We start from the raw sequence: 21,707 nt of genomic DNA, 5'->3' as shown, positions 1-21,707 counted from the left end.
CGTTGGTGTGCTGCCTAGCATTTGACTCGTGTCCGGTTACCAGTTCGATGTGTTCATCAGCTACAGCCGCAAAGGGACGGCGCAGAGGTGGTTGTTGAATCATTTCTACGAGCGCCTCGTCGACTGCCTCGCCGATCAGATCGCTCCCGCGCCCGCGGTGTACATCGACCGGTCGATGTCGCGGGGCGTGCACTGGCCGTCCAACCTCCGGCAGGCGCTTCAGCGCAGCAAGATCATCGTCCCGATATACACCCCGCCCTACTTCCAGTCTCCGTGGTGCATGGCCGAGTGGAGGAGCATGCGGGAACGGGAGAGGGTGCTGGGGCTGGCGAGCGCCGATGTGCCGCAAGGGCTGATCCTCCCCATCCTGTTCTCGGACTCCGACAACTTTCCGATGGAGGCGCGAGATCGATCCTGGGTGGACTTCAAGGCGGTGGCCAACCCGGATCCCTCGTACCAGACGAGTCGGGGGTTCGCCGACTTCCACCAGATGGTGGTCGGTTTCGCGACCGAACTGGCGAAGCTGCTGCCGCAGGTGCCCGAGTGGCAACCGGACTGGCCGCTGGTGGTCGAACCGGATCCGGTCTTGATTCCCCCACCGATGATTCCGAGGTTCGAGAGGCTATGACCGGGACCGTTATCACCTTCTACTCCTACAAGGGTGGCGTCGGTCGCAGCTCGACACTGGCCAACATCGCGGTGTTGCTGGCGCGCTGGGGTCACCGGGTGCTCGCCATCGACTGGGACCTGGAAGCGCCCGGACTGCACCACTACTTCGCGCCCTTGTTGCGGACCATGCCGACCGGCGGCGTTGTCGATCTCGCGCACGACTTCCTCGCGGGCGCGCAGAGCCCTGGTCCCCACATCGTCGAGCTCGATCTCGCCGACGACTCGGGCGGCAGCCTCGCCCTGTTGGTCGCGGGCATCCTCCACCCCGACGATCCGCGTCGCACGCACCCCTCGTACGCGGGTCGCATGCAGCAGATCGACTGGGAAGACCTCTACCGACGCGGCTTCGCGACCTTCTTGGAGCAGTGCCGGGAGGAGTGGACGGATGCTTACGACTTCGTCCTCATCGACAGCCGGACCGGTATCTCGGACATCGCGGGCATCTGCACCGCGCAACTGCCGGACCGCCTGGTCGTCGTGTTCACCGCCAACGACCAGAACCTGGTGGACGTCGTCGACGTCGTGCACCGCGCCGACCGCGCCCGGGACCGCCTTCCCTACGACCGACCCCGGCACGTGGTCCTGCCGATCCTGTCCCGGTTCGACAACCGGGTGGAATACGAGCGCGCCGAGACTTGGCAGCGCCGGTGCGCCGAGGTCGTCTCGCCGTTGTTCGGCAACTGGTTGGCCAAAAGCGTCTCGGAGGAGCTGATGCTGCGGCACCTCACGCTGCCGTACGTCTCCTACTGGAGCTTCGGCGAGCAGCTCCCGGTGCAGGACGAGCGCACGCCCTCACCGGATCAGATCTCCTACGCGCTCGAGACAGTCGCCGCCGTCATCGGCCAGCACTTCGATCGCACCGACCTGCTGGCCGACAACCGTGACGCCTACGTGGCCGCCGCCCGCGCCCGCCACCGCGAGTTCGACTTGGACCTCCTGGTGTCCAGCCGCCGTTCGGCACAGCGCGCCGCGACCGAGCTGATCGACGAACTCCGCGCACTGGGCCTGCGCGCCGACCGCTCCTTGTCCGCCGATGCCGAGTTCCTGGACCACCTGCGCGAACCCGCCAAGCATCTGTGCCTCATGGTGGACGGCGAGGTGAGCCGCTGGCAGATCACCGAGGCCGAGCGCTTCCTGCGCCACGCCCTCGACCCGGACGGCGACGAACGCCAGCTGTTCTGCGTCCTCACCCGCGGTACCGACCGCGAACGCCTCCCCGGCTTCCTGCGCAACCTCCGCCACCTGGAGTTCACCCCGCAATCCGGCCCACTCCCCGTTGCGCGCGAACTGCGCAACCTGATCACCGGAACCCCGGGCGCCGACCCGGACCAGGACGTCCTGAGCCAGGTGGCCGCCAGCCTCCGCGCGGTCCCGAGCGAAATGCCCTACGCCGGGCGGTTCGTTCTGGTCGAGCAGGTCGTCACCGACCTCACCGCCGCGCTCGACAACGGCGACCTGTCCCTGCTCCGTGACCTCGCGGTCGACCTAGACCTCCTGGCCAAGGTCCACACCGACGGCGCCCGGCTCTCCACACCGGCACCCCTGCGCACCGCGATCGAGACCCTGCTGGACCGGCTCGACCGCAGGCTCCAAGCACACACCGACTGAGAGGTGGCGACATGCCGAAGAAGTACGCGGCAGCCGAGAAAGCCGCGTTGATAGCCCTGTTCCTGGCCGACACCGACGTACCGAACCCGGAGTTGACGGCCAGGTACGGCGTTCGGCTCGACAAGCCGGGCCGCGATCGGTTGAACACCGATGGGTTGATCACCAGCCAGGTGGACCGGAGGCCGTTCGTGCACCGGATCACCCAGGGTGGGATCGACTGGTGCGAGAAGGAGTTGGCCGCGGTCGAGCCGACCCCGGCATCTGGTGGCCTGGGCCGGGTGGGGTTCGAGTTGCTGCGAGTGCTGGTCCGGTACCTGCGCGCCCAGGGCTCGATCTACGACGTGGTGCACCCGGGGGCGGCGCGGTCGCTGCCGGAGGACCTGGAATCCCTGATCCTCCACGTCTGGCAGGACCTGGCGGTCAAACCGAGGGACTGGGTCCGGCTGGCGAGGATCCGCCCCCAGCTCAACGGCGCGGACAGGTCCGAAGTGGACGAGACGCTGCTGGACATGGTCCGGGCGGGCATCGCGCACCTCGCACCGGACTCGAACCGCAAGGTGCTGACCGAGGCCGATCACACCGCGGCCATCCGGGTCGGCGGCGAAGACAACCACCTGTTGGCGATCGAGGAATCATGACCGAGGAACTGCGGGAAGCGCTCGCCGCGCTCCGCTTCAACTCCGCCGAGACGCCCGATGACGTCTGGCGCACCTCACCGTCGCATGTGGAGGAGCTGCACCTCAAGGCGCAGCGCCAGATCCGGGCGAGCTTGAACGACGCGAGGGACAGCACCGGTCCCAGTCCGATCGGCCTCGTCCTGCAGGGGCGGAGGGGCGTGGGCAAGACGCACCTGCTCGGTTCCGTCCGGACCATGGCGCAGGCCGTGGACGGGTACTTCTTCCTGGTCGAGCTCACGACCGGGCAGGCGTTCTGGGATGACGTCGCCAACGCCATGCGCAGCGAGTTGCAGCGGGCCGGGGATGACGGCCAGGTCCAGGTGGTCCGGTTCCTCCGGCAGGCTTGCGCGGTCGCGAACGTGCCCGACGCGGTGGCGGAGGCGGTGCTCGGCGTGGGCAAGCTGACCCCCGAGCACCTCCGTGACTTCCTCGGCTGTGTGCGCAAGGTGGATCCGCGAATCGCGGTCGAGTGCGGTGACACGATCCGCGCGCTGGTCCTGTACGCGTCCGAGCACGCCGAACTCGGGCGCGCGCACCTGGAGGGCGAACCCGCCGCCGAGTTGGGCAAGTGGGGTATCCACACGGCCGCGAAACCGGCACGGGTGCTGGTCCGCGACTTCTCCCGGGTGCTGGCCATCACCGGCCCGTGCGTCGTGGCCGTCGACCAACTGGACACCCTGGTCAACAAGGGGCAGGACGCCCTCGACGCCGCTGTGTCCGACGCCGACCTGAAGCAGGAGATCGCCCTGCTCGCCGACGGGATGATGCAGCTGCGCGAGACCACGCGGCGCACCCTGTCGATTGTGGCCTGCCTGCCCAACACGTGGAAGCTGATGTACTCGGCGGCGAGCGACTCCTTCGCCGACCGCTTCGCGGAGACCCCGATCCTCGGCTCGATCGTGGATCCCGCCCTCGGCCGGACCTTCGTGCAGCGCTGGCTGAACGCGGTCTACCAGCGCATCGGGTTCACCCCGCCGCACCCGACCTGGCCGGTGGCACCCGCCGCCTTCAGCAAGGGGGCGTGGGCTCCCTACACCCCGAGAGAACTGCTCAAGCGGATCCACGCCCACGCCGAGGCGTGCGTGCACGGCGAGGTCAGAGAGCTGACCTCGTTCGACAAGAAGCAGCCCGAGGTCGTCGAACACGTCATCGCCGACCTCGCCGACCTCGCCGACCTCGACGAGTTCGCCGAACTCGACGCCGAGTTCGCCCGCCTGCGGTCGGGCGCGGCGCTCTCGGCGCCCGACCTCACGGGCCTCAACGCCAACGACCTCGTCCCCGGGCTGTTGCAGGCCGGGCTGAAGTGCTGGGTCGCCGAGGTCGGCAACGACGACATGGCGTGGTCGGTGGAAGTCTCGCCCGGCGGGCACGACCTGCACGCGGTGCTGCACCGGTCCGTGGACGAGCAGCTGGACGTCGTGGAGCGCTGGGGATTCCGGTTCATCGCGCCCGCGCACGGCAACACCGTGCTCAGGAACCTGCGTTCCGCCCGGGTCGCGGTGGGGATCCGGCCCGGTGTCACCAGCCGGTACCTGGTCATGCTCACCAACGGATCCCGGGGGTGGACCGGGAACGTGACCAGGAACGAGGTCGCGGGCGTGGTCGGGGCCGGTGGACGTCGCGTCGAGATCTCCGATGACGACCTGCGCACCTTCGCGGCGCTCCGGGAGATGCTGCCCAGGCAGACCCACCGGCTCCTCGCCTGGTTGGTGGCGCGCAAACCCGTCAGCAGCACCACCTTCCTCCGGCACATCCTTCCCACCCCGGCCCACGCCGCCGCAGGCCACCAGGAGACGCGGCCCCCGCCCGGCCACGACGAGATCGCGCTCGGCACGGCGGGTGAGATCCGGATCGAGCTGGAGTCGCTGCGCAAGCACGTCATGATCATCGCGGGGAGCGGGAGCGGCAAGACCGTGCTGCTCCGGCGGATCGTCGAGGAGTGCGCGTTGCGCGGGGTGTCGGCGATCGTGCTCGACCCCAACAACGACCTGGCCCGCCTCGGTGACGCGTGGCCGTGCCCGCCCGACGGCTGGCTGGCCGGTGACGCCGACACCGCGGCCGACTACCTGTCCGCCACCGAGGTCGTCGTGTGGACCCCCGGCCGCGAGACCGGCAGGCCGCTCAGCTTCCACCCCCTGCCCGACTTCGCCGAGGTCAGCGCGGACGCCGACGAGTTCGCCGCGGCCGTCGAGGCCGCCGTGGCCCGGCTGGTCGCCCACGCGGGCATCGGCGGCAAGGCCAAGGGCGCCGTGCGCGGCCGCGCGGTGCTGCGCGAGGCGTTGCGGCACTACGCCCGCACGGGCAAGCGCGACCTGTCCGGGTTCGTCGACGTGCTCGCCGAGCTGCCGGACGGCGTCAGCGGGCTCGCCACCGGCCAAGCGACCGCGGCCGACCTGGCCGAGACGCTGCGGGCGGCCATGGTCAACGACCCGCTGCTCGGCGGGCCGGGCGAACCGACGGACCCGGCGATGCTGCTGACCCCGTCGGCGGGGCACCGGGCGCGCGTGTCGGTGATCAACTTCATCGGCCTGCCCACCGAGGAGCAACGGCAGGGGTTCGTCAGCCAGTTGCAGCTGGAGGTCTTCGCCTGGCTCAAGCGCAACCCGGCGGTGGACCGCCCGCTCGGCGGCCTGATCGTCATGGACGAGGCGCAGACCATCGCCCCGTCGGCGGGCTGGACCGCCAGCACCCAGAGCACCATCCTGCTCGCCTCGCAGGCGCGCAAGTACGGGCTCGGCCTGGTGCTGGCCACCCAGGCGCCGAAGGGCGTGCACAACCAGGTCACCGGCAACGCCACCACCCAGTTCTTCGGCAGGCTGAACAACGCCACCCAGATCGCCGCCGCGAACGAGATCGCCCGGGCCAAGGGCGCCGCGATCACCGACATCGCCAAGCTCGACCACGGCGAGTTCTACGTCACCGGCGACGGCATCGCCTTCCGCCGCATGCGCGCCCCGCTCTGCCTGAGCCACCACCCGCCCAGCCCCCTCCGGCTGGAGGAGGTGCTGGAGCGCGCTCGTCAACCGGAGTGACCGCGCAACGGGACGCGCTCCCCACCGAGTGGTGGGGAGCGCGTCCCTTTCACCTGCTCAGCGGACGGTGTCCGCCAGCACCTCGTTGATCCGCCGCCAGAGCACGGTGAAGAGCTCCTCCCGGTCGAGGATCCGCGTGTCGCCGCCGCGCCCGAGCAGGGACAGGTCGCGCAGCTCCAGCAGGGCACCGGTCCCGGGGGCGTAGACCGGGCGCGCCCACCCGTTGCTGCACGCGCTGCCCACGTCGTGCCTGCCGACGACGAAGTTCACCGTCTCGTCGCCGCCGATGCCGCCGCGCTGGATGTCCAGTGCGTACACGGTGTCACCGGCCTGCTCGACCCGCACGGCGATCCGCGCGTCGCCGACGTGCGCGGTGCCGGTGAACCGCTCGCGGTCCAGACCCGGCAGGGCCGCCGCGAACTGCTCGCCGAGGTAGCGCAGGGTCGCGTCCTGCTCGGCGTAGCGGCTGAACCCGACCGGTGTGCCCGCGGGCGCGGTGAGCGCCCGGGCCTCGCGCACCACGTCGGCGACCCGCGCCCGGTCCCGGCCCGCCGCCTCGGCCGCCTCTACCCGCGCGGCCAGCACCTCCACCAGCCGCCGCGCCCCGTCACCGGTGCGCGGGTACGCCACGTGCGGGTGCAGCAGCTCCGGGGGCACGGGCACGTCGTCGACCAGCACGGGGAGCACGTGCTCGGCGCCCGCCTTGACCGCGCGCAGCACGGATTCGCCGAACTCGTCCACGGTGGACACGAACGCGACGAAGTAGCGGACCCGCGCGTCCGGCAGGTCCCGGGCCGCCTCCCGGGCCCACCACGCGTGCGTCCGCTCGGGCCCGTGCAGCAGGGTCAGCCCGTGTTGCACCCCCGTCTCGACCACCTGCTCGACGAGGGCGCGCTGCTCCTCGGCGAAGGAGATGGCGATGTCGTAGTCGGGGGTGGCGGGGACGGCGGTGTCCGTCGGCGCGATCTCCGGTGTGGCTAGGTCGGTCACTCGATCTCCCTGGTTCGTGCCCGCCTCCGGCGGGCGGACTGGAGGTACCGGCGCAGCATCGGACAGGCCTGTCGACCGGACGTGGATGGATCGTGGATGCCGGGCGCGGCCCCGTTGCCCATCGCGTTGGGAAACGGTCAACGCCTTGTTGGCGCTGTGGTGGTGATGAATCCTTATTGGCAGGGGCCGGAAATACCGGAGGCCCCGAAATCAACCAATCACATCCACCGTAGGGATTCGCCATGTCCAAGTCCACGCGTATTTTTCTGGCCAAGCTCTGCACGGTGCCCGCGGCGCTGTGCTTCGTCGTCGCGGCGACCGCCGGGACCAGTTCGGCCACCCCGTCCGACGACGACCCCAAGCCCCCGCCCACCACGACCGTCACCACCGAGGGGAACCCCTGGCACGGCTGACCGTGGCTAATCGCCCGCCGCGCCGCGCGCGGCGCGGCGGGCGATTGCGTGCCGGAGGTGGTGAGTGGTGTACTCGGTTTGCCGTAGAAACGGGGAGGAACGGGTGGCCGAATCATTTGCCGAGCGCCTGCGTGAATTTCGTACCGCGGCGGGTGTCTCACTGAGCGAGCTGGCGAGGCGGGTCAATTACAGCAAGGGCTACCTCAGCAAGATAGAGAAGGGGAGCAAACCGCCGAACGAGCCGCTGGCCCGGCTCTGCGACGCGACCCTGGGCGCGGGCGGCAAGCTCATCGAGGCCGCCCGCACCGCGCGCGACCGGGACCCGGACGAGCCGACGCTCGACCGCAGGAAGGTGCTGACCGCGGGCACGGTGCTGGGCCTGTCGCTCGCGGGCGGCCCGCGCCCGGAACCGGACGAGCTCGTCATGGACGGTCTGCGGACCTCGTTCGACCACCTGCGCGCCCTGGGCGCGCGAACCAGCCCGGCCACGGTGCTGCAACCGCTGGTCGCGCAGGTGCGCACCCTGCACGGGCTGGCCAAGGAGAACCCGGAGCCGACCCGCGCGCGCCTGCTGCTGCTCGCGGGCCGGGTCGCCGAGTACACCGGGTGGATGAACCAGGAGGCGGGTGACGACCGGGGCGCGCTGTGGTGGACCCGGCACGCGGCCGACCTGGCCCGCGCGGGCGGCGACCAGGAGATCGCGAGCTACGCCCTGGTCCGCGAGGCGGGCCTGGCGCTGTACCGGCAGGACCCGATCCGCACGATCGACCTGGCCCGGCACGCCCAGCGGGTGGGCAGGCCCGGCCCGCGCACCCTGGCCATGGCCGCCCGCCGCGAGGCGCAGGGCCACGCCCTGGCGGGCGACCGCGACTCCTACGAACGCGCGATGGAGCGGGCCGCCGAGCTGATCGACTCGGCGCTCCCGGACACGCGGGCCTACCCGGTGCTCGGGTCGACCGCGCCGGAACCGGTGGACCTGGCCCGGGGGTGGTCGCTGTGCGACCTCGGCCACGCGGCCGAGTCGGCCGCCGTGCTGACGCGGGCGATGGCGCACCTGCCCGCCACGGCCCGCCGCGCCCGCGCGCGGTTCGGCGTCCGCCGGTCCCTGGCGTACGCGCTGTCCGGTGAGATCGACCAGAGCTGCGTCACGCTGGCCGCGACCCTCGACGACGCGGCCCACGTCGATTCCGCCACCGTGCGGATGGACCTGCGCGAGCTGAGCAGGACCCTCAGCCGCTGGCGCACCCACGGCGCGGTCCGGGACATCCACCCGGACCTGAGCCGCGTCCTGCACCGGAACTGACCGGGGGAGGGGCACCGGGATCGCGGTGCGCGCTCACCGCGATCCCGGGGGTGCCTGGCACGGGCAGCCCATGGCCGCCCGCTCCGCGCGGACCTCCGCCGCCTCCGGCTGGTCGAGCGCCGCGAACGCGGTCTCGGCGAGCCCCCAGTGCGCCGCGGCCTCGGTGTGCTTGCCCATGGCGTGCAGGGTCCGCGCGAGACCGTGGTGGGCGGGCGCCTGGTGGGTGCGGTTCCCGGCGCCGTCGGCCAGGTCCAGCGCCGCCTGGTAGCCGTCCCAGGCCCGGAGCAGGTCGCCCGCGGCCAGGGCCGTCGTGCCGCGGTCGTGGTAGAGCTGGATGCGGAGGTCGGCGTCGGAGAGCTTCGCCGCGACCTTCCCGGCGCGTTCCTGGTGGTGCCTGGCTTCGGCCAACCGTCCCTGGGACCGGTGGACGTTGCCGATGTAGTTGAGCGCGTAGGCCTCCGCGCAGGTGTCTCCCGCCTCCCGCGCCTTGTCGTAGGCCTCCAGGTGGTTGTCCAGTGCCAGGTCGACCTGGCCGAGTCGGCGCTGGACCGAGCCGAGGTTGTTCAACGCGTGCGCGAGTCCCTGCGTGTGGCGGACCTGGCGCAGCATCGGCACCGCGGCCTCGTGTTGGCGCAGCGCGACGTCCAGCTCGCCGCGTTGCTCGTTGATGTAGCCGAGGGTGCTCAGCGCGTGCGCTTGGCCGCGCAGATCGGAACACTGCTCGTACTTCGCCAGCGCGGTCGTCAGTTGGTCGGTGGCTTGGTCGTACCGGCCGAGTTCCATGGTCGGGATGGCCAACGCGCACAGCGTGGCCGCCTCGCCGCGCACGTCCCCGAGCCGCGCCCAGAGGGGGAGCGCCTGTTCGGCCAGCTCCCGCGCCTCGACGAGCCGCCCGAGCCGGTTGTGCGCCGTGGTGAGCCGGAGCAGCAGGTGCGCCTGGCCGTACTCGTCCGGGGTAGCCGCCACGATCTCCCTGGCCAGCCCCATGGTCTCGATCCAGTCCTCCATCTGGCTCGTGGTGTTGAAGTAGCGCCAGATCAGCACCGCGAGCCGCCACGCGTGCCCGCGGGAACCGTGGTTCGCGGCGTAGCGGATCGCGGCGACCAGGTTGTCCCGCTCGGCGTCGATCCAGCCCAGCGCGGCCTCCTGACCGGTGAACACGGGCGTCAGCGCGCAACGGCGGTCCGACGCGGGCTGCATGGCGCGGTCGAACGGGTAGGCGGTGCCCACCGCCGAGGACAGGGAGACTAGGTAGTAGTCGAGCAGGCGCCCCAGTGCGCCCGCCCGTTCGGTCGGGGTCGTCGGTGGCTGCGCGGCGGCGAACTCCTTGAGCGGGTCCAGCATCTGGTACCGCTCCGGCGCGACCTCCTCCAGCAGGCACACCTCGTGCAGGTGGTCGAGCAGCGCGCGGGCACCGTGGATGTCGTGGTCGACCAGCGCCGCCGCGCCCACCACGTCGAGGTCGGGCCCCGGGAGGTGGCCGAACAGGCGGAACATGTGCTGTTGCGGGCGTTCGAGCAGCCGGTAGGAGACGCGCGCCGCGATCGTGACCTCGTCGGCCTCCGTGCGGCACGGGCCGCTTTCCTCCAGCAGCTGGACCAGGTGCTCCAGCGGCCAGCGGGCGTGCCTGCGGAACAGGGCGGCCGTCACCACGATGGACATCGGCAGGTACCCGCACCGCTTCACGACCAGGTCCAGCTCGGCCGACTTGCCGTGCAGGCGCGGCGAGTCGGCCAGGCCGCGGAACAGCTCGACCGCCTCGGCCCGCGGCAGCGGGGCGAGGCGGAGGTGTGCACCGACGCCCGGTTCGCCCATCCGCCTGCTCGTCACGATGGCGAGGCAACCGGGGTCGGTGGGGATCAGCGGGCGGACCTGCTCGGGGGACTCGGCGTTGTCCAGCACCAGGAGCCTTCTGGTGCCGTAGAGTTCGGTCTGGTAGGCCGTGCACTTGCGACCGAGCGTCGGCGGGATCTGTTCCACCGGGACCATCTCGGCCAAGAGCTGGGCGAGCGCGTCCTCCTGCGTCGTCGCGGACACGTTCGGGGTGTAGCCGTTGAGGCGCACCAGGAGTTGGCCGTCGGGGAACCGGTCCCGCAACCGGTGGGCGGCCTCGATCGCGAGACCGCTCTTGCCGACGCCCGGCGCCCCGCTGATCCACACCACCCGGCACCCGGCCGCCGCGGCCGCCTCGATCGCGGCGAACTCCTCGCCCCGGCCGGTGAACCCGCCCGGTCGCGACGGCAGCGAACTGACCGGCTCGCCGCGTTCGGCCCGGGCGGCGAGGTTGCGCAGCAGCGTGCCCGGCTCCAGGCCGAGCTCGGCCAAGGCGGCCTGGGCGTCGGCGAACACCCGCAGCGCCGCGACCCGGTCGCCACCGGCGATCAGGGCGCGCATCAGCAACTCGGCGTGGGGCTGCCGCGTCGGGTCCATGCGCACCGCCGTGCGCAGCCGGTCGCGCGCGGACCGGTGGTCACCCGACTCCAGTTCCAGCTTGGCGAGGTCACCGACGGCGTCGAGGTAGGCCACGTCCGGGGAGACGAGGTCGGTGCCGCCGATCCGGTCGTGGTCGATGTCCGCGAGGAACTCGTCGCGCCGCAGACCCACCGCGGCGCGCAGGAGTTCGATCTCGCGCCGCGGGTCGCAGGCGGCGCGCGCCGCCTCCCGCAGCCGGTTGAACCTGAGGAGGTCGATCCGGTCCTCGTCGACGCGCAGCACGTAGCCGGTGGGCGTGGTCTCGATCGCGACGTCGTCGGCGCCCGCGTCGCGGAAGGTCTTGCGCAGCCTGTTCATGTAGTTGCGCACCGAGCCACCGCGTTCCGGTTTGCCGTCCCAGACGATGTCGGTGAACCGGTCCACGGACACCGGCATGTTGGCGCGCAGCAACAGCACCACCAGGACGAACCGCTGCTGCGGGTCGCCCAGGTTCAACGGTGTGCCGTTGTGCCACGCCTCCAGCGGGCCCAGCATTCGAAACTCCACTCCGCGCCTCCCCGGCTGCGAGCTTGATGTCTGCCGAACACATCGCGCAATCGGCCGTCCGGGTATCGGGGGATCGGCGATCCGTCCACTTTTAGTCGACAAGGGTCGGAGACGATCCGGTCGCCGGTCCCCCAGCAGAGGAGTGCGAACATGCGGCCAGACATCTCGCCGTGCTACGTGGTCTGTGACATGTCGTCGTCGGTGGTCGACCACATCGATGAGCTCAACGCCGGGTTGCGGGAGTTCCGCGGCGCGGTGCACGCCGACCGGTCGGCGATCGACCGGGTCCGGGTCGGCGTGGTCGGGTTCGCCGGGGCGCCCCGGTTGCTGCACCCGTTGCGGCCGGTCGTCGAACTGCCGGAGGTGACCGCGCCGAGACCGCGGGTCGGCTCGAACTTCGGGCTGGCGTTCACCTTCCTGCGGGGTGTCATCGACCGCGACGTGCGCGAGTTGACGGCGGAGCGGTTGGTGGTGCGCCGCCCGGTCATGTTCTTCGTCTCCGACGGCAGGCCGACCGACCCGGTGACCTGGCCCGCGGCCCACGCGGCGCTCACCGACCCGCGGTGGCCCGCGCACCCGACGGCGGTCGCGTTCGGCGTCGGCGCCGCCGACCAGGGCACACTCGCCCGGATCGGCACCGCCCAGGTGTTCCTCGGCCGCGACGGCGTGCGCGTCGGCACCGCCCTGACCGTGTCGATGGCGTGGTCGGCGCCCGCCGCCGACCCGGTCCAGGGGCACTAGGGCATCCACGATCTGTCCACTTCCGGTCCACGGGCCTGCCGCAGCCTCTGCGGGCACTGGCGGTCCATCGGGAGGCGAGCGGATGAACGGGCACGTGGACTTGGTCCGAGAGTTGAAGTCGCTGCGCAAGGGGCGGGGCCTGTTCGTGGGCCGCATCGAGGACCGCGTCGGTCCCACCCTGCGGCTGGCCTGCGCGATCACCGAGTTCGACGGGCGGCCGGTGATCCGCCGCAAGGTCACCGACCGGCTGGCGGACCTGAGCAACCGCCTCCCCGAGGACCTGCGGCTGGCGGCCCGCGTCGCGTTCGCCATCGAGGCCGACGCGCGCTTCCCGCTCTACCAGGACCGGGTCCGCTGGGCGTCCGAGCAGATCGACCGCGACGTCCGCACGGTGCGCCGCCGCGTGGACGAGGCCATCGACCACCTCGCCGAACTGGCCAACGACACCCCGGCCCCCGAAGCCGGGGCGCCCGCCGCGTGGCACCTGGTGGCGCTGAGCGCGGCGCTGGCGCTGGACGGCCCACGACCCGAGGTGCTGGAGCACCACCGGATCACCGCGGCGGGGGACGGCCTTCGCGAGCTGGACCTGGAGACCACGTGCCGTGCCGCGGACCTGCGCGTCCACTACGGCGGCACCCTGACCGACCAGGGCAGGTTCCGGCTCCCGTTCCCCCTGGCCCGGGGCGAGTCGCACACGTTCGCGATCCGCGCGCAGCCCGCCACCCCGCCGACGCAGTTGCTGTTCCGGCCCGACCAACCGGGCACCCGCTTCGACCTGCGTGTGCGGTTCGGTCGGGAGCGGGTGCCCGCGCAGGTGCGGTCGGTGCGCGGCGCGGCGGGGGGCGAGTTGCCCGGCGGCAGTCCGCACCCGGTGGACGACGCGGGCGAGGTCCACATCCGGTTCGACGAACTGGTGCCGGGGCGGGTCTACGGCGCCCGGTGGTGACCTCGTCAGCAGGGGCCGGTTTCGCCTCCCGCGTAGAACGCGTTCACGCTGTTGGGGTAGCTGCCGAGGAGTTGGTCGGTGTTCGCGGGGACGCACCGGTAGCCCTTGTCCTGGCTGACCGGCAGCGTGCTGCCCGGGGGGATGTAGTACGAGAAGACGTGGATGTTGACCGGGTGGTCCGCGCAGTTCCCGAAGTAGGAGTAGTGGTTGTCCGCGTCGCGTGTGGCGTGGTTGCCGCAGGTGATGTCGGCGGGCGCGGCGGCGACGGCGGTGGAGGTCGCGGCGCAGGTCAGGGCCGCGGCGAGGGCGGTGGCGGTGGTGAGTCGACGGAGCACGTTCATCCCCGATTCTGTGGTGAGGGTCCTGCGGAGTCGACCACGCGGCGGTTGGGGAAACCCCTAGCCTGCTTTCGCGGAGCAATTCTCGGGTGTCCAGGACAAAATATGGACAGATCGCCGACAATCGCGGCGTTCGAACTCTGTCTGCTCCTCAAGTCCCGACCGTACTGGTGGTCGCTGCCCTTCTCCGTCCCCTCCCGACCGTCCCCACCGCGACACCGACCGCCCGCTCCGCCAGCGGTCCCAACGGTTTCGTTGTGGACATCCCAGGAATTCGAGGAACAGACAAACATGTGTTGAGAAGCAAGACATGTCCGCGGACGGCCCGAGAAACAGATCTTGGGCGGCTCGCTTTCGGTTGAGACTGAAGGGCGTTGCCCGCCCCCGCCCCCCGAGGTAGCTTGGGCTATTGCTGAATGACACCACACGGGGGGAGTGTCACAGTTGGTTTCCGTAACCAGGCGCCGGGGTGGATTGGCTCCGGAGCACTTCGTTCCCGTTGCCTGGCAGAAGTGGAAGCTCGTCGGCTACCTGGCGGTGCTGGCTCTCTCGATCATCTTCGGGTCCGCCTACGCGGGCCCGCTCGCCGCGCCCGTCAAGGTCTTCTTCGTCGTGCTGGGCGCGCTGCAGTTCATCGGCGTCTTCGGGCTGATGCACGAGTCCGCGCACGGGCACCTGGCGGCCAGCCGGAAGGTCAACCGGTGGCTCGGCGAGGCGATGTCGGTCATCGTCGGCACGTCCTACCCGGGGTACCGCGCCGCGCACCTGACCCACCACGCCAAGTTCCGCACGGAGGCGGATCCACAGGAGATCATTTTCCCCCGGCGGTCCGCGCCCGCCACGATGGCGCTGCTCACGGTCGCCTCGGTCGTCGGCGCGCCGGTGTTCCTCCTGGTCCGCGCCCCGATCATCGCGTTGAAGCACACCGGTGTGGTCCGGGCGCTGTGGGGACCGGTCGCGGCGGTGGCCCTGTACGCCACGCTCAGCCAGGTCCTGCCGAGCGCGCAGTGGTACTTCCTGCTGTGGACGCTCATCGCGGGGTCGGTTCTCGGCAGCCTCAACGACATGGTCTACCACCAAGGTTTGGTCGCCGAGGACACCCTCCAGGCGTGCACGTCCTTCGACTGCGACCTCTTCGGCCAGGTGTTCCTCAGCGGTGCCAACCGGCACGCCGAGCACCACGCGTACCCCGACGTGCCGGGGCCGCGGTTGGTCAAGGTGGCCAAGGTCCTGCGGGAGGACTTCCACGCCCGCGGCATCCCCTACGAGCGCAGCTTCACCGTGGCCTATCTCAGGCGCTTCACCACCAACCCGCTGTTCCTGCCGCCACGGTCCGCGGTCGAGCCCGTGCGGGTCGAGAAATGAGCCGGGCGCCGCGGCTGCTCCCCGCCCGGCTCGGCGTGCTCGGCACCGGCGTGGCCATGCCGGGAGTCCCTGTGTCCAATGCGGACATGGTGCGGTTCATGTCCCTGGGCGTCAGCGCGCACCAGTCCCAGTTCGTCGGGAAGATCGCCGACCAACTCGGCGTGTACCAGCGGTTCCTGGCCCGCGACCGCCTCGCGACCCGCGAACTGCCCCGACCCGGGGACACCAACCCCGAGCTGTCCGAACGCGCCGTCCGCGCCGCGCTCGGGCAGGCCGGGCTCACGATCGACGACGTGGACCTGGTCATCGGTCACACGACCTCGCCCCACACCCTGCTACCGCCCAACGTCTCCTGGGTCGCCGACCGGCTCGGCTACACCGGCCAGTACATGGAACTGCGCCAGGCGTGCACGGGCTTCGCCAACGCGCTGACCATCGCGAGTTCGATGCTGACCACCACGGCCGCCGACCGCGTGTGCGTCGTCGGCAGCGAGACGGGCTCGGTGCTGTTCGACGTCGAGGAAGCCCGCGCGGACCGCGGCCAGCTGGTCAACGCGGCGCAGATGGGCGACGGCGCGGGCGCCGTCATCCTCTCCCGGTACCCCGGCGACGGCGCCTACCTGTCGAACGTCTACTTCGGCACGCTGGGCCTGGGTAAACCGTCCGCCTTCAGCCTCGTCACGGGCGGTTCGGCCAAACCGGCGCACGCCATCGACCAGCCGGGTTCCATGGGTTTCGTCAACGACTACAACCTCGCCCGGGCCGAGGGCCTGGACCTGTTCCGCGCGGGCTTCGAGGCCTTGACGTCGGTGGGGCTGGACGAGCCGCGGGTCGACCGGTACCTGACCCACCAGGCGAACGGACGCATGGGCGAGGTGCTGTCCCCGGTGCTGGGCATCCCGGAGAAGAAATTCCACAACTGCGCCGCCGACTACGGCAACACCGGCTCCGCCTCGACCTGGATCGGCCTGCACAGCGTCCGCGAGCAGCACGTGCTGCGGCCCGGGCAGGTGCTCGGCGTGCTCGGCGCGGAGGCGACCAAGTTCATGTACGGCGGCTTCACCTACGTGGAAGGTGAACCATGCGACTGAGCCTGATGTTCTTCGCGGGCGCGTTGGAGTCCAACGCCGCCGACCAGTACCGGACCGTCCTGGACCTGGCCGCGTTCGCCGACCGCAGCGGGTTCGCGGGCGTGTGGCTGCCGGAACGGCACTTCTCCAGCTTCGGCGCCCCGTTCCCGAACCCGGTACCGCTGCTGGCCGCCGTCGCCGCGCGCACCGAGCGGCTGACGCTGCGCACCGGCAGCCTGGTCGTCGCCCTGCACGACCCGCTGCGGGTGGCCGAAGACCTGTCCATTCTGGACAACCTCAGCGGCGGGCGGCTCGAAGCCGGGTTCGCCTCCGGCTGGTCGCCCGCCGACTTCGCCTTCCACCCCGACCGCTACGAGCGCAGGCACGCCGTGCTCTTCGAGCTGATCGACCAGGTGCGGGCCCTGTGGCGCGGCGGCCTGCACGAGGCCCGTTCCGGTTCGGGCGAGGACATCCGCGTGCGCCCGCTGCCGCGCCCGGTGCAGCCGGACCTCACGGTGTGGATCGCCGCGTCGCAGAGCACGGACACCTTCCGCGGCGCGGGCAGGCGCGGTGAAGGCGTGCTGACCCACGTCCTCGACGGCAACCTGGACAAGCTGGCGGAGAACATCTCGGCCTACCGCCAGGAGTTCGCGGCCGCCGGTCACGACCCGGCGGACGGCCGCGTCGCGCTCATGCTGCACACCCACCTCGGCACGGACCGCGACGAGGTCGTCGGCCTCGTCCGCGACCCGTACCGCGACTACCTCAAGAGCATCACACCGCTGGCGCGCGGACTGGCGAAAGCGCGCGGTCGCGGCGTCGACCTCGACCGGTTCACCGCCCGGCACGTCGACCAGTTCGCCCAGGCGCACTTCCAGCGCGCCATCGACGGCCGTTCCCTCATCGGCACCGTCGACGACGCGCACCGCACCCTCAAGACCGTGCGCGACCTCGGCGTCGACGAGGTCGCCTGCCTCGTGGACTTCGGACTGCGCGGCGCCCAGGTGCGCGCGCAGCTGCCGCTGCTCGCCGAGCTGAACGAGTCCCTCGCCCACGTGCCGACATCAAGGAGCCCGCGATGACCGGCGTCCACGAGGACGACCAGACCCGAATCCTTGGCCTGAACTGGGAGAAAGCCGCCGAGTTCGAGCCCCGGCCTGCTGCCGCCACCGAGTCCGAGTGGGTTCTGCTGTCGTGGGGGCCGAGTCGGAGCGCGGACGCCCTCGCGGCGGCACTCGGTGCGACGGACCCGAGCACCCGAGTCCACCGCGCGGATCTCGCGGCAGCGCCCGACGAGATCCAGGGTCAGCGGTGTGTGTTCTTCCTCGACGAGACCGCGCCACTGACCGGATCCGACCTGACCGGCGACGAGGGTTGGGCCTGGGCGCACGCGGCCGTGCGCCTGTGTCAGCGGGTGGCCAACGCGGGCGCGAGGCTGTGGATCGTCACGCGGACCGGCCTGCACGGCCCGGGCGCGCGCGAGGCGGTCCGGCCCGAGCACGACTTCGCCTGGGCGCTGGGCCGGTGCCACGCCGCCGAACGCCCCGAGAGCTGGGGCGGACTCGTCGACCTCGACGTCGACGACCCGACCGCGGCGGGCAGGCTGCTGGCGGACTACCTGCTCTCCGACTCCGCCGAGGACGAGGTCCTGCTGCGCGACGACGGCCCACTCGTGGCCCGGTTGCGCGCCTCGGCGCTGCCCCCGGTCGCCAGCGGCCAAGGCCTTTCGCCGCGACGGTTGCACGTGGTCAGCGGCGGCGCGGCGGGGCTCAGCTTCGAAGTCCAGCGCTGGCTGGCCCGACGCGGCGCCGAACGCCTGCTGGTGCTCGGCCGCAGTCCGCTCGACCGCGACCGCGAGCGCAACCTCCGGCTGCTGGCGAACCTGGGCTGCGCGGCGGAGTACGAGGTGCTCGACGTCGGCGACCCGGCGGCCGTGCGCGCGCTCACCAACCGCTTGCGCGCCCGAGGTGACGCCATCGGCGGCGTGTTCCACCTCGCCTCGAACTGGCGGATCGACGGGCTGTCCTGTGTGTCTTCACTGATGAACTCCACCGAGGAACAGACCAGGGTATTGTTGTCGGCTAAAGCAAGTGGCGCGCTGCTGCTCGGCGAACTCGCCGAAGAACTCGGCGCGGAAGCGATGGTGCTGTTCTCCTCTGCCGCCGCCACCTTCGGCTCACCGGGGCAGGCGGGCTACGCGGCGGCGAACGCGGTCCTCGACGGCGTGGCGCGCCGCCTGAACCGTGGACGGGTCCGCGCCGTCAGCATCGCGTGGGGGCCCATCGGCGAGGTGGGGTTCGGCGCCACACCGGACGGCGCGCAACTGCACGAGGTCTGGGAGCGGCTCGGCCTGCGGCGACTGACCGTCGACCAGGTGCTCTCGACCGTCGACATGGCGCTGGCGCGGGACGAGCCGAACCTCGCCGTGGCCTCGTGGGACGACTCGGCCGCGGAGTTGTTGACCTGGGCCGGTTCGCGGCCCGTGCTGGAGCCGCTCGCCGCCACCCAGCCGGTCGGGCTCTCGCTGGAGCGGTTGGCGGAGCTGCCGGACGCGGAGCGCGTCGGGTACATCGTCGAGGTGATCCGCGAGCAGCTCGGGCAGATGCTCTCGTGCGCGCCGAGCGACCTCGACCCCGCGCTGCCGCTGGCGTCGATGGACATCGACTCGCTCATCGCCCTGGAGATGCTCTTCGTCATCGAGCGCGAGTTCGCCGTCCGGCTCGGCCTCGACGAGTTGCTGCTGGGCATGAACAACACCCTGGTGGCCATGGCCGAACTCCTCGACCGACGCGTCCGCGACGACGCGCTCGCGGTGTCCGGGACCGCCTGATGCGGGGCGTGCACGTCAGCGGGCTCGGGGTGCTGACCCAGTCGGGGTCGAGCCTGAAGCGGTTCTGGGACGGGCTCGTCGACCCGTCCCCGGTGTTCGCGCCGCCATCGGGCTGCCCAGGGGTGGACGTGCCGGTGGCGGAGATCCGCGGCACGGAGTGGATCGCCGGAGCCGGGGTCGCGCGGCCCGCGCTGTGCGACCGGTCGGCGTTGCTGGCCGTGGCCGCCGCGCGCGCCGCGCTGGCCGACGCCGCTCTGGACGCGGATCTCCCCGACCCCGACCGGGTCGCGGTGGTCGTCGGCAGTGGCGCGCCGGGCATCGCGACCTTGGACGAGCAGTACGAGCGGCTGTACCGGCAGCGCGCCAACCGGTTGAGCCCGCTGACCGTGCCGAAGAGCATGGGCAGCTCGGCGGCGAGCTGGATCAGCATGACGTTCGGCTTCCGCGGCCCCGCCTTCGTCGTGGCCAGTGCCTGTGCCGCGGCCACGCACGCGATCGGGGTGGCCGCGCAGCTCGTGGAGTCGGGTGCCGTCGACGTCGCCGTGTGCGGTGGTTCTGAGGCGTGCCTCGTCGAGGGATCCCTGCGGGCCTGGGAATCCCTTGGCGTGCTGGCGAAAGACACCTGCCGCCCGTTCGCGGCGGGCCGCACCGGGCTCGTGCTCGCCGAGGGCGCGGGCATGCTCGTGCTCGAATCGGCCGCGCACGCGCGGGCGCGGGGATTCACACCTCGAGCGCAAGTGGCGGGTTTCGGCGCGAGCGCGGACGCCGGGCACCTCACCCGGCCCTCCGCGAGCGGGATGGCGGCGGCCATGACGGGCGCGCTGCGTTCGGCCGCGGTCGCGCCCGACGAGATCGACTACGTCAACGCCCACGGCACGGGCACACCGACCAACGACCCGGCCGAGACCACCGCGCTCAAAACCGTTTTCGGCGCGGACTCGGTTCCCGTGATGTCCTCGACGAAGGGCACCACCGGCCACGCGCTCGGCGCGTCCGGCGGCATCGAGGCCGTGGTCGCCGTGCTGGCCATCGAGCACGGCGTGGTGCCGCCGACGGCCAACTTCGACGGCCCGGACCCGGACTGCGACCTCGACTGCGTGCCGAACACCGCGCGGGAGCACCGGACCCGCCTGGTGATGTCGAACTCGTTCGCGTTCGGCGGACTCAACGCGTCGATCGTGTTCGGCCGCCCGCAGGCGGCTTGACGAAGACAGGGGGAACGCACCATGGCTCTGCTCGGGTACTTCGCCGCGGGGGTCCTCACGTGGACCTTCCTGGAGTGGTTGCTGCACGGGCGGCTCTTCCACTCCCGCGGGCTCCGCAACCCGTTCGCGAAGGAGCACGCGCTGCACCACGCGGACCCGCTGCACATGGTCGGCTGGCCCCGGAAGCTCATCGGGGTCGTCTTCGTGGTCGGTGTGCTCGTCGCGATCCTGCGACTGTCCCTTGGGGACTTCGAGGCGGCGGCTTTCCCGTGCGGGCTCGGGTTCATGTACCTCGTCTACGAGTCCGTCCACCGCGTCATCCACACCAGGGCCCCGCGCACGTCCTACGGTCGGTGGCTGCGGTTGCAGCACGTCCAGCACCACTTCCACACCCCGAAGCGCAACTTCGGCGTCACGTCGGCGGTGTGGGACCACGTCTTCCGCACCCACGTCCCCTTCACCAAGCCCCTCGCCGTCCCCGAGCGCCTCGCCATGCCCTGGCTGCTCGACCCCCAGAGCGGCGGACTCGCCGACGCCTACACCCAGGACTACGTCCTCGTGCGCCGCGTCCGCGACCTCCCCGACTCGACGACGGCGGCCTCCGCGCAGTGAACCGCTGGCTGGTTCCCGCCGTCCGCATCGCGGGCGTGGCCTACATCGGCTTCCTGCTGCTCTCCGGCGCCCCCCTCCTGTTCCGGCTGGTCCTGGCGGCCACAGCGGCCACCATCGTCCTCACCTGCCACCGCTGGCGGGCCTTCGCCCTGTTCGCCTCGCCATTCCTGATCCAACTCCTCATCTACGACCGCCAACGCGTCCTGTCCCCGGCCGTCACCCGGCGGGCCATCGACGTCACGGGCCCCCGGGACTGGGAACTGGCCTGGTTCAGCGTGCGCACCGCCAACGGCCCGATCACCGTGGCGGAGTGGTTCCAGACCCACACCACCCCGATCCTCGACTTCCTCTGCGGCATCGTCTACTTGGGATTCATGCCCGGCTTCGTCCTCCTGGCCGCCTGGTGGCGCTTCAAGGAACGCCGCACGGACGCGTGGGTCATCATGTGGGCCCTGCTCGCCCTACATGTCATCGGGTACACCATCCACCAACTGCACCCGACGGCCCCACCCTGGTACGTCACGGAATACGGCACGGGCCCCGCGGTCGTCACCGCCCCACCCGAACCCGCCGGCGGCACACGCTTCGACCAACTCCTCGGAGTATCCTGGTTCTCCGGCCAATACAAGGCCAGCTCAAGCGTCTTCGGCGCGCTCCCATCCCTCCACGTGGGACAGACCTTCCTCGCCGCCCTCTTCGCCACCCACTACCGCTCCCTGCGCACCGTGGCCTGGGCCTTCTTCGCCTTGGTCCTACTGGCCTCGGTCTACCTCAACCACCACTACCTGGTCGACGGCTTGGCGGGCATGGCCATCGCGGCCGTCATCTTCACCGCCACCATGGCTTTCACCGGTTGGCGTCCCCGCCTGCCCTGGCGCGCGAAACGGCAAGACAGCCCAGGCGGGGCGTCCGTGGGGTAGCCGACCCCT

The 21,707-nt window shown here is 71.4% G+C and carries 18 protein-coding genes; 15 read left to right on the top strand and 3 right to left on the bottom strand.

The genetic code is table 11. The features are described 5' to 3' along the window. Positions 1–28: 28 nt before the first annotated feature. From CLV40_RS25940 to CLV40_RS25925, 4 genes are read left to right on the top strand one after another with little or no spacing between them, the layout of a single operon-like run. A complete protein-coding gene (locus CLV40_RS25940; protein ID WP_104481601.1) occupies positions 29–628 on the top strand; it encodes a toll/interleukin-1 receptor domain-containing protein in 600 nt (199 codons plus the stop codon). After that, the gene (locus tag CLV40_RS25935) at positions 625–2,277 is read left to right on the top strand and encodes a tyrosine-protein kinase family protein (protein ID WP_104481600.1); all 1,653 of its coding nucleotides are present in this window, start codon (positions 625–627) and stop codon (positions 2,275–2,277) included. The genes CLV40_RS25940 and CLV40_RS25935 overlap by 4 nt, the downstream gene beginning before the upstream one ends. A gap of 11 nt (positions 2,278–2,288) precedes the next feature. Next, a complete protein-coding gene (locus CLV40_RS25930; protein ID WP_104481599.1) occupies positions 2,289–2,915 on the top strand; it encodes a hypothetical protein in 627 nt (208 codons plus the stop codon). Further along, a complete protein-coding gene (locus CLV40_RS25925; protein WP_104481598.1) occupies positions 2,912–5,986 on the top strand; it encodes an ATP-binding protein in 3,075 nt (1,024 codons plus the stop codon). Before CLV40_RS25930 ends, CLV40_RS25925 begins: the two co-directional genes overlap by 4 nt. Before the next feature lie 57 nt (positions 5,987–6,043). On the opposite strand, the gene CLV40_RS25920 is transcribed toward CLV40_RS25925, so the two are convergent. Continuing rightward, positions 6,044–6,976, bottom strand: coding sequence for a type 1 periplasmic-binding domain-containing protein (locus CLV40_RS25920; RefSeq protein ID WP_104481597.1), 933 nt, complete (start codon positions 6,974–6,976; stop codon positions 6,044–6,046). Between the two features lie 284 nt (positions 6,977–7,260). On the opposite strand from CLV40_RS25920, the gene CLV40_RS40420 reads away from it, so the two are divergent. Continuing rightward, on the top strand, positions 7,261–7,389 hold the full coding sequence (locus CLV40_RS40420) for a hypothetical protein (protein WP_281261693.1): 129 nt from the start codon (positions 7,261–7,263) through the stop codon (positions 7,387–7,389). Between the two features lie 103 nt (positions 7,390–7,492). Next, on the top strand, positions 7,493–8,692 hold the full coding sequence (locus CLV40_RS25915; RefSeq protein ID WP_104481596.1) for a helix-turn-helix domain-containing protein: 1,200 nt from the start codon (positions 7,493–7,495) through the stop codon (positions 8,690–8,692). Positions 8,693–8,725: 33 nt separating this feature from the next. On the opposite strand, the gene CLV40_RS25910 is transcribed toward CLV40_RS25915, so the two are convergent. Further along, positions 8,726–11,659 (bottom strand): AfsR/SARP family transcriptional regulator, encoded by a 2,934-nt coding sequence (locus CLV40_RS25910; protein ID WP_104481595.1) that lies wholly within the window; start codon positions 11,657–11,659, stop codon positions 8,726–8,728. A 162-nt stretch (positions 11,660–11,821) separates the two neighbouring features. On the opposite strand from CLV40_RS25910, the gene CLV40_RS25905 reads away from it, so the two are divergent. Together CLV40_RS25905 and CLV40_RS25900 are read left to right on the top strand one after the other, a co-directional pair. Next, positions 11,822–12,412 carry a vWA domain-containing protein gene (locus tag CLV40_RS25905; RefSeq protein ID WP_104481594.1) on the top strand — a complete coding sequence of 197 codons (591 nt, stop codon included), beginning with the start codon at positions 11,822–11,824 and terminating at the stop codon, positions 12,410–12,412. Positions 12,413–12,494: 82 nt separating this feature from the next. Continuing rightward, a complete protein-coding gene (locus CLV40_RS25900) occupies positions 12,495–13,358 on the top strand; it encodes a hypothetical protein (RefSeq protein WP_104481593.1) in 864 nt (287 codons plus the stop codon). Positions 13,359–13,363: 5 nt separating this feature from the next. Here the strand turns inward: CLV40_RS25900 and CLV40_RS25895 are convergent, their stop codons facing one another. Continuing rightward, positions 13,364–13,699, bottom strand: a complete 336-nt coding sequence (locus CLV40_RS25895) for a hypothetical protein (RefSeq protein WP_104481592.1) — start codon at positions 13,697–13,699, stop codon at positions 13,364–13,366. Positions 13,700–14,170: 471 nt separating this feature from the next. On the opposite strand from CLV40_RS25895, the gene CLV40_RS25890 reads away from it, so the two are divergent. From CLV40_RS25890 to CLV40_RS25860, 7 genes are read left to right on the top strand one after another with little or no spacing between them, the layout of a single operon-like run. After that, positions 14,171–15,061 (top strand): fatty acid desaturase family protein, encoded by an 891-nt coding sequence (locus tag CLV40_RS25890; RefSeq protein WP_219824116.1) that lies wholly within the window; start codon positions 14,171–14,173, stop codon positions 15,059–15,061. Beyond that, entirely contained in the window at positions 15,058–16,152 is a 1,095-nt protein-coding gene (locus tag CLV40_RS25885; RefSeq protein ID WP_104481590.1) for a 3-oxoacyl-ACP synthase III family protein, read from the top strand. Before CLV40_RS25890 ends, CLV40_RS25885 begins: the two co-directional genes overlap by 4 nt. Beyond that, positions 16,143–17,213 carry a MupA/Atu3671 family FMN-dependent luciferase-like monooxygenase gene (locus CLV40_RS25880; RefSeq protein ID WP_219824115.1) on the top strand — a complete coding sequence of 357 codons (1,071 nt, stop codon included), beginning with the start codon at positions 16,143–16,145 and terminating at the stop codon, positions 17,211–17,213. Before CLV40_RS25885 ends, CLV40_RS25880 begins: the two co-directional genes overlap by 10 nt. Next, entirely contained in the window at positions 17,210–18,961 is a 1,752-nt protein-coding gene (locus CLV40_RS25875; RefSeq protein WP_104481589.1) for a beta-ketoacyl reductase, read from the top strand. The genes CLV40_RS25880 and CLV40_RS25875 overlap by 4 nt, the downstream gene beginning before the upstream one ends. Further along, the gene (locus CLV40_RS25870) at positions 18,961–20,166 is read left to right on the top strand and encodes a beta-ketoacyl-[acyl-carrier-protein] synthase family protein (protein WP_104481588.1); all 1,206 of its coding nucleotides are present in this window, start codon (positions 18,961–18,963) and stop codon (positions 20,164–20,166) included. Before CLV40_RS25875 ends, CLV40_RS25870 begins: the two co-directional genes overlap by 1 nt. Before the next feature lie 21 nt (positions 20,167–20,187). After that, entirely contained in the window at positions 20,188–20,778 is a 591-nt protein-coding gene (locus CLV40_RS25865; RefSeq protein WP_104481587.1) for a sterol desaturase family protein, read from the top strand. Then, entirely contained in the window at positions 20,775–21,698 is a 924-nt protein-coding gene (locus CLV40_RS25860; protein ID WP_104481586.1) for a phosphatase PAP2 family protein, read from the top strand. Before CLV40_RS25865 ends, CLV40_RS25860 begins: the two co-directional genes overlap by 4 nt. Positions 21,699–21,707 lie beyond the last annotated feature (9 nt).

Source organism: Actinokineospora auranticolor (genome assembly GCF_002934265.1).
In the GTDB taxonomy this organism is placed as follows: Bacteria; Actinomycetota; Actinomycetes; order Mycobacteriales; family Pseudonocardiaceae; genus Actinokineospora; species Actinokineospora auranticolor.
This window is presented reverse-complemented; position numbering and strand designations above follow the sequence as displayed.

Bases quoted from the DNA above. Each gene is read 5' to 3' on its own strand.
- CLV40_RS25935 (WP_104481600.1), top strand. From the start codon at position 625: ATGACCGGGACCGTTATCACCTTCTACTCCTACAAGGGTGGCGTCGGT.
- CLV40_RS25930 (WP_104481599.1), top strand. From the start codon at position 2,289: ATGCCGAAGAAGTACGCGGCAGCCGAGAAAGCCGCGTTGATAGCCCTG.
- CLV40_RS25925 (WP_104481598.1), top strand. From the start codon at position 2,912: ATGACCGAGGAACTGCGGGAAGCGCTCGCCGCGCTCCGCTTCAACTCC.
- CLV40_RS25910 (WP_104481595.1), bottom strand. From the start codon at position 11,659: ATGCTGGGCCCGCTGGAGGCGTGGCACAACGGCACACCGTTGAACCTG.
- CLV40_RS25905 (WP_104481594.1), top strand. From the start codon at position 11,822: ATGCGGCCAGACATCTCGCCGTGCTACGTGGTCTGTGACATGTCGTCG.
- CLV40_RS25900 (WP_104481593.1), top strand. From the start codon at position 12,495: ATGAACGGGCACGTGGACTTGGTCCGAGAGTTGAAGTCGCTGCGCAAG.
- CLV40_RS25895 (WP_104481592.1), bottom strand. From the start codon at position 13,699: ATGAACGTGCTCCGTCGACTCACCACCGCCACCGCCCTCGCCGCGGCC.
- CLV40_RS25885 (WP_104481590.1), top strand. From the start codon at position 15,058: ATGAGCCGGGCGCCGCGGCTGCTCCCCGCCCGGCTCGGCGTGCTCGGC.
- CLV40_RS25880 (WP_219824115.1), top strand. From the start codon at position 16,143: ATGCGACTGAGCCTGATGTTCTTCGCGGGCGCGTTGGAGTCCAACGCC.
- CLV40_RS25875 (WP_104481589.1), top strand. From the start codon at position 17,210: ATGACCGGCGTCCACGAGGACGACCAGACCCGAATCCTTGGCCTGAAC.
- CLV40_RS25870 (WP_104481588.1), top strand. From the start codon at position 18,961: ATGCGGGGCGTGCACGTCAGCGGGCTCGGGGTGCTGACCCAGTCGGGG.
- CLV40_RS25865 (WP_104481587.1), top strand. From the start codon at position 20,188: ATGGCTCTGCTCGGGTACTTCGCCGCGGGGGTCCTCACGTGGACCTTC.